General features: G+C 45.0%; 8 protein-coding genes. 2 read left to right on the top strand and 6 right to left on the bottom strand.

Annotation, left to right across the window (positions count from 1 at the left end):
- Positions 1-6 precede the first annotated feature (6 nt).
- Positions 7-831, top strand: coding sequence for a transporter substrate-binding domain-containing protein (locus tag DWX84_RS15460; protein ID WP_048927423.1), 825 nt, complete (start codon positions 7-9; stop codon positions 829-831).
- A gap of 2 nt (positions 832-833) precedes the next feature.
- Here DWX84_RS15460 and DWX84_RS15455 read toward each other — a convergent pair whose 3' ends face one another.
- Positions 834-2,702, bottom strand: a complete 1,869-nt coding sequence (locus DWX84_RS15455; RefSeq protein WP_048927424.1) for an ATP-binding protein — start codon at positions 2,700-2,702, stop codon at positions 834-836.
- Between the two features lie 136 nt (positions 2,703-2,838).
- Between DWX84_RS15455 and DWX84_RS15450 the strand changes: the two genes are divergently transcribed.
- Complete coding sequence (locus DWX84_RS15450) at positions 2,839-4,119, top strand: DEAD/DEAH box helicase (protein WP_008778281.1); 1,281 nt, start codon at positions 2,839-2,841, stop codon at positions 4,117-4,119.
- Positions 4,120-4,215: 96 nt separating this feature from the next.
- Here the strand turns inward: DWX84_RS15450 and rho are convergent, their stop codons facing one another.
- The 5 genes from rho to aspS form a co-directional block, all read right to left on the bottom strand.
- The gene (gene rho, locus DWX84_RS15445; RefSeq protein ID WP_005868216.1) at positions 4,216-6,192 is read right to left on the bottom strand and encodes a transcription termination factor Rho; all 1,977 of its coding nucleotides are present in this window, start codon (positions 6,190-6,192) and stop codon (positions 4,216-4,218) included.
- Positions 6,193-6,393: 201 nt separating this feature from the next.
- A complete protein-coding gene (gene tilS, locus DWX84_RS15440) occupies positions 6,394-7,710 on the bottom strand; it encodes a tRNA lysidine(34) synthetase TilS (RefSeq protein ID WP_005868215.1) in 1,317 nt (438 codons plus the stop codon).
- A gap of 73 nt (positions 7,711-7,783) precedes the next feature.
- On the bottom strand, positions 7,784-8,548 hold the full coding sequence (locus DWX84_RS15435) for a zinc ribbon domain-containing protein (RefSeq protein WP_005868214.1): 765 nt from the start codon (positions 8,546-8,548) through the stop codon (positions 7,784-7,786).
- A gap of 1 nt (position 8,549) precedes the next feature.
- Positions 8,550-9,647 carry a Nif3-like dinuclear metal center hexameric protein gene (locus DWX84_RS15430; RefSeq protein WP_005868213.1) on the bottom strand — a complete coding sequence of 366 codons (1,098 nt, stop codon included), beginning with the start codon at positions 9,645-9,647 and terminating at the stop codon, positions 8,550-8,552.
- Positions 9,648-9,758: 111 nt separating this feature from the next.
- On the bottom strand, positions 9,759-11,516 hold the full coding sequence (gene aspS, locus DWX84_RS15425; protein ID WP_005856298.1) for an aspartate--tRNA ligase: 1,758 nt from the start codon (positions 11,514-11,516) through the stop codon (positions 9,759-9,761).
- Positions 11,517-11,626 lie beyond the last annotated feature (110 nt).

The raw sequence follows: 11,626 nt of genomic DNA, 5'->3' as shown, positions 1-11,626 counted from the left end.
ATTGCCATGAGATCTAAGAAGTTGCTTATCCTATACGCTTTTCTACTGATTGTCGCTGTAACGACAATGATACAGCTTTGGAGATTCAACCAACGTCCTCAAGAGATCGGACCTCGTGATTATCCGGAAATCAAGGAAGAAGGAATTCTCCGGATGATAACCGAATACAATCAATCCGGGTATTTCGTATCAGGCGATACAGTGCAAGGTTTTCAATACGAGCTTAGCCAAGCGATCGCTAAATTATCCGGATTGGAGGTTCAGACGCATTTGGAAATGAGTTTAGCGAAAAGTTTCGAGGAATTATCGGACAACAAATGCGACGTAATCGCAAGAAACATCCCCATCACCTCCGAGATGCGGGAAAACTACCTGTTCACCGAACCGATCGTTCTCAACAAGCAAGTCTTGGTACAACGTACGGCAGAGGCGAACAACGGACAAGCCCCTATCCGTAACCAATTGGATTTAGCCCAAAAGACTTTATACATACCGAAAGATTCCCCGGCCTTATTGCGTCTGCAAAATCTGGGACACGAGATAGGCGATACGATCTACGTGGTGGAAGATGAGTTATATTCTACCGAGCAGCTTATGATCATGGTAGCCAAAGGCGATATCGATTATGCCGTATGCGACCAACAAATCGCTCGCATGACCCAGAAAAACCTGCCGGAAGTCGATATCCTAACGGATGTCAGTTTTACCCAATTGCAATCGTGGGCGGTCCGTAAAGACTCCCCTGTCCTACTGGATAGCCTAAATAGTTGGCTCCAGCAAATCAAGAACAGTGGATTATACGACCAAATTTATAAGCGCTATTACAAATAGCGCTATTCGTGAGACGGCAAAATAAAGGAGAACTCTGAACCTACCCCTAATTCAGAAGTAACATGTATCGAACCTCCCATCTTAACAACTAATCCTTTGCAGATAGCCAGTCCTAATCCGATACCTTCCATATAGTCGTTTATTTTCACGAAACGACCGAAGACATCTTTCAATTTGTCCTTATCGATACCGATTCCCGTATCCCTTACGTAAAAACGTAATTGATTATCCGGTTGAATGGTATATCCCATCGTGATGCTACCTTCTTTCGTGTTCTTGATAGCGTTGTTCACCAAATTATTAATCAACTGCAACAGACGCATGCTATCCGTACCGAACATATGGTGGTCAGCCCCTTTCTCCAAAATCAACTTGACTCCTCCCGGAACCCGTAACTTGGCGGAAGCATAAATCGTATCCATCAATTCACTGACATCTAATTGCTCATATGTGATCTTTATCGCATCCGCCTCGATCTTCGAGATATCCAAGATATCATTAATCAATTGCATCAACAATTGGTTATTCATCTTGATCACATCGTAGTACGACATACGTTCCTCATCCGTATCAGCAAAAGCCATCAATTCAGAGAAGCCGGTAATCGCATTCAAAGGAGTCCGGATCTCATGGCTCATATCCGCCAGATATTTCGATTTCATCTTATCAGCGGCCTCGGCCTTCACCTTCGCCTCCTCAAGGCTTAATTCTTGATTCTTCCGTTCCTGAATATTCGTTGAACATCCAAGGATAACCGAAGGTCTTCCTTTCTCGTCCCGTTCATACACGGTAGCGAATACCTCTCTCCAAACATATTCCTTCTTGCCGGGAAATAGCATACGTGCCTCGATCCTTGCCTCAGAGATTTCCCCTCGGCAAAGACGGGTAAACATATTATGATAATGTTCTTGATCATCCGGATGCGCCCGGCTGATAAACTGCCCCCATGACACCTCTATCATATCTTCCGACATGGTATTCCAATCGTTCAAGGTCACAACGGAATCCTTGAAATTATGGGTACAGTCCGGATCGATGAAGATCGAGCATGTACGTATATCACTTATCCGCAATGCCATTTTCGTCAAGATCCGGGTTCTTCTCAAAGTATTCTCCGTAGCCAACTCGGAAGTTATATCTCTCCATAAAGCCAAGACAAGCGGCTTGCCATTATTTAGGGAAATAGGATATTTAGCGACCTCTATATCCCGGTAATCGCCGGAGGCCGATTTTACCTTGCCCTTGAATCTAGCGGTCAGTCCTGTCTTGATCACGTTCATATCGGTTTCCAGACGCTCCTCGGCAGTCATCAAGGCATTATAATTCACCTCGAAATCATCATGTCCCTCGATCTCCCGGGTTTCAATACCCGTTATTTCCTCCATAAAATGATTCCAATACAGGTAATTAAAATGGTTATCCCCATCTTTCACGAAAACCCCCAACGGTAACCGATCTAATATCGTATTGATCAGTTCTTGTAGATTTTTTTCTGTTTTCAGAGAAGATACATCGCACGTATAAACGATCACAAGCTCCTCATTAAAAAGGCTTGCTTGCGATAGATAATAATAGTTCTTTCCTTCAAAAGAGACCTCAAAAGAGAAATCCACTTTCACTTGCTCCTCGAAAACACGTTTAACCGCAGCTCTATAGATCTCATATTGATCGTAGTTCTTCCCGTCCGGGAACAACGCTTGAGGTTGCTTTCCGATACAGTTATTCGCTAAATAATGATAATAATCGTCTTTTGCAGAAATAACCTTGACAAGAGTAAGATTTCGATCTACTAATACAATCGTATCGGGACTCTTCTCCATGATCATCTCTAATCCAGACTGAACGTTACTTCCGCTTTCTAGACTATTCATATTAATTCTTTCGTTTTTGGGGTATAACTCGGGGATAAAGGTATTTATTTTTCTATTTATCACCAAAGAGAAACCTACCTATTGCATAATATTTCTAAATAATCTTTATCTTTACCGGGAATTTGAATGTAAAAAGATGAGATTTGATGAATTAGATTTGGAAGATGCCGTATTAGACGGGCTTTATGACATGAATTTTGACGAAACGACTCCAGTCCAAGAGTTAACGATTCCTGTCATTTTAGAAGGTAAAGACATCATCGCTTGCGCACAGACCGGAACCGGTAAAACGGCGGCGTATGTTTTGCCAGTTATTAATGAACTAAGCAAAGGTTGTCATCCGACAGACGCGGTGAATGCGGTCATTATGGCACCGACCCGGGAATTGGCTCAACAAATAGACCAACAAATTCAAGGATTCACTTATTTTATACCTTCCGTATCCGCAGTAGCCGTGTATGGAGGTACCGACGGAATCGCTTGGGAACAACAAAAGAGAGGTTTAGAGATGGGTGCGGATATCGTGATCGCTACCCCGGGACGTTTATTGTCCCATATTAAGTTAGGTACTGTAGATTTGTCTAAAGTGTCGTTCTTCGTCTTAGACGAGGCGGACCGCATGCTGGATATGGGTTTTTATGACGACATCATGCAGGTTCATAAACAGCTGCCCCCCTACTGCCAGACGATCATGTTCTCGGCTACCATGCCGCCTAAGATCCGGACGTTGGCTAAAACCATCCTAAAAGATCCGGAAGAAGTCAAGATCGCTATCTCACGCCCACCCGAATCTATCATGCAAACCGCATATATCTGCTACGATCCACAAAAGCTCAAGATTCTACAAGATCTCTTCACTCAAAGCCGCCCTCAACGAGTAATTATCTTCTCCTCTTCTAAAATGAAGGTGAAAGAATTAGCGTCTACCTTAAAAAGATTAAAGTTCAATGTAGCCGCCATGCACTCGGATCTAGAGCAATCCCAAAGGGAGGAGGTCATGAAAGAATTCAAGAGCGGACATATCGATATCCTTGTGGCTACGGATGTCGTAGCACGTGGAATTGATATCAATGACATCAAGTTGGTCGTGAACTTCGATATCCCGCATGATCCGGAGGATTACGTACACCGAATCGGACGTACGGCACGGGGTACGAACGGCGAAGGATTGGCGATTACTTTCGTATCGATCGACGAACAAGCACAATTCAAGCGCATAGAGGATTTCTTGGAAAAAGAGGTTTATAAGATACCGGTCAGCCCGGAATTCGGTGAAGTGCCCTTGTATGAGCCGGAAAAATACGGTATGAATAAAAGAGGCAGAGGACGGCCTCGTAAAAGTGAGGATAAAGGATCATCCTCGAGCCCACAAAAACGAAATATGGGACATCGTGGAAGGCCTAAAAAGGCGCAATAAAAGCACTATACTTTTTATTTGAAAAACACTATACTTTTGGAGCTAAAACAATATTGCTTTGAACTCAAAAGTATAGTGTTTTTTTATGGGATATTATCAACCGTTCATGGATGCCAAGAATTCCATATTATCAACGGTTTGTTCCATCCGTTGCTTAACAAATTCCATAGCCTCCATAGAGTTCATGTCTGATAGATATTTGCGTAAGACCCACATACGGTTCAACGTGCTCTCATCCTGCAATAAATCATCACGGCGAGTGCTGGAAGCCGTGATATCCACAGCCGGATAGATACGCTTATTGGATAATTTACGATCCAATTGTAACTCCATATTACCCGTACCCTTGAATTCCTCGAAGATCACGTCGTCCATCTTAGAGCCAGTCTCCGTAAGGGCGGTGGCTAGAATCGTAAGGCTACCACCATTCTCAATATTACGGGCGGCACCAAAGAAACGCTTCGGCTTCTGCAACGCATTTGCGTCCACACCACCGGAAAGCACCTTACCGGAAGCCGGTTGTACCGTATTATAAGCACGAGCCAAACGAGTGATCGAGTCCAGAAGAATCACGACATCATGACCACATTCTACCATTCGTTTCGCCTTGTTCAATACGATCTCAGCGATTTTCACGTGACGTTCAGCCGGTTCGTCGAATGTAGAAGCGATCACTTCCGCATCTACGCTACGAGCCATATCCGTAACCTCCTCCGGACGTTCGTCGATCAATAATATAATCATATAAACCTCGGGATGGTTGTAAGCGATAGCGTTCGCGATATCTTTCAACAACATCGTCTTACCGGTTTTCGGTTGAGCGACGATCAAACCACGTTGCCCTTTTCCGATCGGGGAGAATAAATCAACCACACGTACGGCGATATTATCGTATACTTTCGGTGATTTACGTGCCGTAAGCATGAATTTCTCATCCGGGAATAACGGGGTCAAATGATCAAAAGGAACCCGGTCGCGAACCTCTTCCGGCGTACGTCCATTGATCTTGTCCACTTTCACCAACGGGAAATACTTCTCACCTTCCTTCGGCGGACGGATCGAACCTTCTACCACGTCACCCGTTTTCAAGCCAAATAACTTGATCTGGGATTGAGAGACATAAATATCGTCCGGTGAAGTCAAATAGTTATAATCTGAAGAACGAAGGAAACCGTAACCATCTTGCATCATCTCCAACACGCCGGTTCCTGTAAGGATGCCATCAAACTCATACATTTTCTCTTGAGCCTGCTGGTTGTTATTAGCGTTATTGTTATTACGGTTGTTATTATGATTATTCTGTCGATTGTTCTGTCGAGGATTATTCTGCTGGGGAGCGGCCTCGGGTTGAGGTTTGTTAGCCTCGGGTTTCGGAGCGGAGAACGGGAAAATTTGATCCAATACGGATTTAGCGTCCGGATGGCGGAATACGATGCGCTTAGGCTCTTCTTCTGTCGCTTGTGGAGAAGTGGTTTCTTCCGCTACCTCTACAGGAGTCGTATTTTCCGGCAAAGCGGCTTCTTCTTCCGTTTCAAGTTCCGCCACAACAGGAGGCAACAACGGTTTCTCCACCGGGCTCTCTGCTACCGCCGGAGTTTCCACGGCCGAGATTTCCGTTACCGTAGAGATCGTTTGCGGCTCTTTCGAAACCACCACTTCCTTGTTATCCTCGGAAGGAGCGATAGCGCCCGCTACCTTTTCCTTTTTCTCGATACGGACTCTTTTCTTACGTTCAGGCTGCTCTTTTTGCTCTTTCTTGTCAGCCGGAGCAGTCACTAGCTTTTCCGGAGCCTGTTGGGTACTCTCTGCAGTTTCGGCAGTCTCAGCCTTCGCCACTTTAGGAGATTTGGCCGGACGGCCTCTCTTACGGCCCTCTGCAGGCTTCTTAGCCTCTTTCTCTTTCATCTTTTCAGCCTGGATGCCGGCATAGGAGATCGCTTGCTCATCAAGAATCCGATAAACCAACTCTTCTTTCTTTAAGCTGCTAACTTTTTTTATTCCCAACTCTTCCGCGATACTTTGAAGTTCGGGAAGAAGTTTTTCATTTAGTTCTAGAATGTTATATTTCTGCATATTGCGAAGTAATAATATAAATGGTACATACACACGGATCACATATACAAACACGATGTACGCCCAATGGTATCATTGTATCTTTATTTAATTATAATTTTCATGTAATAACCGGATTGTTCAGCTAATTTGAACCATTAGTAACATATCTGCGGAGTAAATCTTCGCAAATGTAAGAATATTTTTACAATAAACGAGGATTTAGCCCAAAAAATTCACAATTAGCACACGCTTTGTTGATTCGTCTATACGAAAACGATTATCAGTCCTTTCTCCTACCACCCAAACGATAGCGTCGCCACTACAAAGAAGCCATGTGCGCTCCTTCTCAATCCGGCTAAATTTATGATCGGAGAAATAGTCACTCAACTTCTTACGTCCTTTCATTCCGAAGGGAATAAACCAATCGCCTTCTTTCCAAGTCCGCAATGTTAAAGGGAAATCGAGTTTATCATAATCCAAATAAGCGATCCGCTTATTCTTCTCGATAGGGAAACCTATAGTTATAACAAGTTTTTGGAAAGATAGTTCAATAGGTTCATGATTAATACCCTTTTCCGGATCTAAAACGAAGGTTCGCTCTTCCTTCTTCTCTAAAGAAGTGATCCATAAATAATCCCGATCCTTCAGCAAACGATGGGTGGAAGAGTAAAACAGCTTACCGGGCTCCTTGGTCAAGGCCGCGAAAATATCGTCCGAGACCAGACGGGTAAAACCATATTCTTTTAATAACTCATACAAAATCGTCTCCGGAGCCGGAAACCGCATCAACGCCCCGATAGAAAGACGATCATCCGATACGACAACCTCTTTCCGGGCTTGTTCCAATACATATATATATATAGTCTCTGCGGCAGAAAGATGCTCGGCGGAACGTGCGATGGTATTCCGGGCCGATGGATTTATCTCCTCCAAAAGCGGCAACACATTCAAACGGATAAAATTACGGGTATAAGCATCCGATAAATTCGTGCTATCCACCATATAGGCGTAGCCTTGATCCGCCAACCAAGCCAAGATATCCTCACGGCTTACGCACAGCAAAGGACGGACGATGAAACCATTCCTCGGACGGATCCCGCTCATCCCCCGGATTCCCGTGCCCCGTATCAAATTCATCAAGACTGTCTCCACATTATCGTCCCGGTGATGGGCGACGGCGATCGCCTGCCCTCCCAGCCGCTCCCGCATCTCCTCAAACCAAGCATAGCGCAATTCACGGGCAGCCATCTCTATCGAGAGATGCTTCTCTCCGGCATAAGAGATCGTATCGAAATCTATCTTATGAAAGGGTACTTCCAAAGATTCCGCGAACTCACAGGCAAATGCCTCATCCCGATCCGACTCCTCCCCACGCAAATGAAAGTTACAATGAAGCGCTATACACGGATATCCCAAACGCACCAATACGCCCAACAAAGCCACAGAATCGGCACCACCGCTCAATCCGACCAAAACCGGACGATCCTCGGATAACAGCCGGTACTTCTCTATATATAAACGTATCGTATGTATCATAACATCTTTGTATTAAAAACAATAATGGCCCTAGCCGGTTTTAGCTAGAGCCATTACTTATAGATCTTTTGAATTAATCTTCTACACCTGCTAATTCCGGGTCGATCATAATACGACCACAGTATTCGCAAACAATAATTTTCTTACGCAACTTGATATCCAATTGCTTCTGAGGCGGGATCTTGTTAAAGCAACCACCGCAAGCGCCACGTTGCACATAAACAACAGCCAAACCGTTACGAGCACCTTTACGGATACGCTTGAAAGCGGTCAACAAACGAGGTTCGATAGCGGCTTCCAGCTTCTTCGCTTTCTCACGAAGTTTCTCCTCATCCTGCTTTGTCTCGGAAATGATCTGCTCCAACTCGCTCTTTTTCTGAACCAAGTCAGCCTTACGGCCTTCCAGCTTCTCAGTCAGCTCAGCGATATCTTTTTTCTTAGCGTCTACCGCCTCTCCGAATTCACGGATTTTTTTCTCTGAGAACTCAATTTCCAAACCTTGGAACTCGATCTCCTTAGACAGGTTATCAAACTCCCGGTTATTACGCACATTATCTAATTGTGCCTTATAGCGATCTATCAATGTGGTAGATTCCGTGATCTTATGCTTTTGCTCAACAACAGAAGTCTCAAACTCCTTGATCTCCGCTTGATAGTTCTGGAGACGTGTTTCCAGTCCTGCGATCTCGTCCTCCAAGTCTTGAACCTCCAAAGGAAGCTCACCACGAAGGGTCTTGATCTTATCAATTTCAGTCATCATCGTCTGAAGTTGATACAGCGTAGAAAGCTTTTCTTCAACCGTATATTCCTTTTCAGCTGATTGTTTATCTGTAGCCATTCTATAAATATTTTACTGGGTTTGAATTAACATTCGAAAAATGTACCGCAAAGGTAGGGAATTTTTTCGATATTATGTTATAAAATATGTCTTTTGTACAGATTTCCGATTCATAATGACCGATAACCGCCAGTAGAATCTGGTCCTCCACATCGTAAAAATCGTTGTACTTCGCCTCCCCCGTTATAAAGACATCGGCACCATACGCGATAGCGTCCTTGATCAAGAAAGCGCCGCTGCCTCCGCAGATAGCGACCTCTCGGATAGACTTACCCGTAAATGGGGAATGCTTCACGCAACCGACGTTAAACAGGGCCTTGATCCGTAACAAGAAACTTAACTCATCTTCCTCGGCAGGCAACTCTCCCACTACACCGGAACCTGCCTGTTCCCATGTGTTTGATAACGAATAAAAATCAAAAGCCGGCTCCTCATACGGGTGAACGGATAACAGAGCACGGGTCACCGCTGTCTTCTTGAATGCCGGAAGGATCATCTCCATACGCACCTCTTTCTCTACATGCACCTCGCCGATCTCACCACAAAACGGATTGCATCCCGCATTGGCACGGAATGTTCCCTCGCCATGTAAATTATAACTGCAAGCATCATAGTTCCCGATACTTCCCGCACCGGCATTGAACAAGGTATTCCGCATGATCTCGGCATAAGCCTCGGGGACAAACGTCACCAACTTCAACAAAGCGCCTTTTTGGGGGCTCAAGATCCGTACATTTTGCAAGCCGATCAACTCTGCCAAACGGTAATTCACGCCTCCTACGGCATTATCAAGATTGGTATGGGCGGCATAAACCACCAAATCATACTTACACGCCTTCATCATGCAACGCTCGATATAATTGGAGCCAGTCAACGACTTAAACGACTTAAAGGCCAAAGGATGATGAGAGATGATCAGGTTACATCCCATCTCGATCGCTTCATCAAGCACCTCCTCGGTAACATCTAGGCATAGCAACACACCCGTCGCATGCTGGTTCACGTCGCCAACTTGCACACCCGCATTGTCAAAACCTTCTTGAAGCGGCAGCGGGGCGTAATGCTCGATTTCTCTCAATATATCTTTAACCTTTACCATGCTAAATATCTTTTGATTTATGTTCGGGAGAAAAAGTAATTCCTTTCGGAAGAAAAGAAAATTCCATTCAGATGGAATAAGATTCCCATTCGAATGGAATTTCAGATTGGATTATTTCTTGATATCAACGATCAAATTCAGTTCGTCCAACTGGGCCGGATCCAAGACACCCGGAGCATCGAGCATAACATCTCGTCCAGAATTGTTCTTCGGGAAAGCGATACAGTCGCGGATAGAATCCAAACCGGCGAACAAAGACACGAAACGATCCAAGCCATAAGCCAAACCTCCATGAGGAGGCGCTCCGTACTTGAACGCATTCATCAAGAAACCGAATTGCTCTTGCGCTCTTTCTTCGGTGAATCCTAACAGCTTGAACATCTTATCCTGTAATTGGCTGTCGTGGATACGGATAGAACCACCACCCACTTCAACGCCATTGATAACCATATCATACGCATTCGCACGAACAGCGCCCGGATCCGTGTCCAACAACGGTATATCATCCGGATTCGGAGAGGTAAACGGATGGTGCATAGCGTAGAAACGTTGATCGTCCTCGTTCCATTCGAACAGCGGGAAGTCGATTACCCACAAGCAAACGAACTTATCCTTGTCACGAAGGCCTAATTGATTACCCATCTCTAAACGCAACTCGCAAAGTTGCTTACGAGTCTTCATCGCATCGTCGCCGGAAAGGATCAAAATCAAATCACCCGGCTTAGCGCCGAACGCATTCTTCATTTCTTGAAGAACCTCTTGGCTATAGAATTTATCTACGCTTGATTTCACGTTACCATCCGCTTCCACACGGGCGTAAACCAAACCTTTAGCACCTACCTGCGGACGTTTCACGAATTCAGTCAGCGCATCCAGTTGTTTACGGGTATAGCTTGCAGCACCTTCCGCACAGATACCCCCTATGTAAGCGGCGTTATCGAATACGGAGAAACCATGGCCTTTCATGATGTCCATCAACTCGACGAACTTCATGCCGAAACGCAAATCCGGTTTATCGCTACCATATTGTTTCATAGCATCTTGCCAAGTCATACGCATAAACGACTCCTTGAACTCGACACCACGGATTACCTTAAACAAATGTTTCGCCATGCCCTCGAACATATTCAAGACATCCTCTTGCTCCACGAAGCTCATCTCACAGTCGATCTGCGTGAACTCCGGCTGGCGATCCGCACGCAAATCCTCGTCACGGAAACATTTTACGATCTGGAAATAACGGTCGAAACCGGAAACCATCAACAATTGCTTCAAGGTCTGTGGAGACTGAGGCAAAGCGTAGAACTGTCCCGGGTTCATACGGGAAGGAACCACGAAGTCACGGGCACCCTCCGGGGTAGAATTTACAAGAACCGGAGTCTCTACCTCCAAGAAACCTTGCTCATCCAAATAGCGGCGAACCTCGAACGCCATTCTATGACGAAGTTCCAGATTCTTACGAACGCAAGCACGACGCAAGTCCAGATAACGATATTTCATACGCAAGTCATCACCGCCATCTGTCTCCTCCTCGATCGTGAACGGAGGGGTAAGCGCAGTGTTCAGGACATTTAATTCAGAAACGATCAACTCAATATCACCTGTCGGGATATGCGCATTCTTGCTGGAACGCTCACGAACCGTACCCGTAACCTGAATCACGAATTCACGGCCCAACTTATTTGCCTTTTCGCAAAGAGCTGCATCAACCTCCTGATTAAATACCAACTGAGTAATACCATAACGGTCGCGGATATCGACAAATGTCATTCCTCCCATTTTGCGGGTTTTCTGCACCCAACCGGCCAGTGTAACCACCAGACCTTCATCCGCAAGGCGCAAGTCGCCACAAGTTCTTGTTCTATACATCTTTATTATTTAATTTGCTAGATTTACCAATCTTTATACCTCAGTTTATTACAAACCGCAACCACAAAGATAATACTATAAATCTTAATAATTATTCTTTTAAGCAAATT

Source organism: Parabacteroides sp. AF21-43, from assembly GCF_003635435.1.
In the GTDB taxonomy this organism is placed as follows: domain Bacteria; phylum Bacteroidota; class Bacteroidia; order Bacteroidales; family Tannerellaceae; genus Parabacteroides; species Parabacteroides distasonis.
The sequence above is the reverse complement of the archived record's forward strand: the minus strand, read 5'-3'. Positions and strand labels throughout refer to the sequence as shown.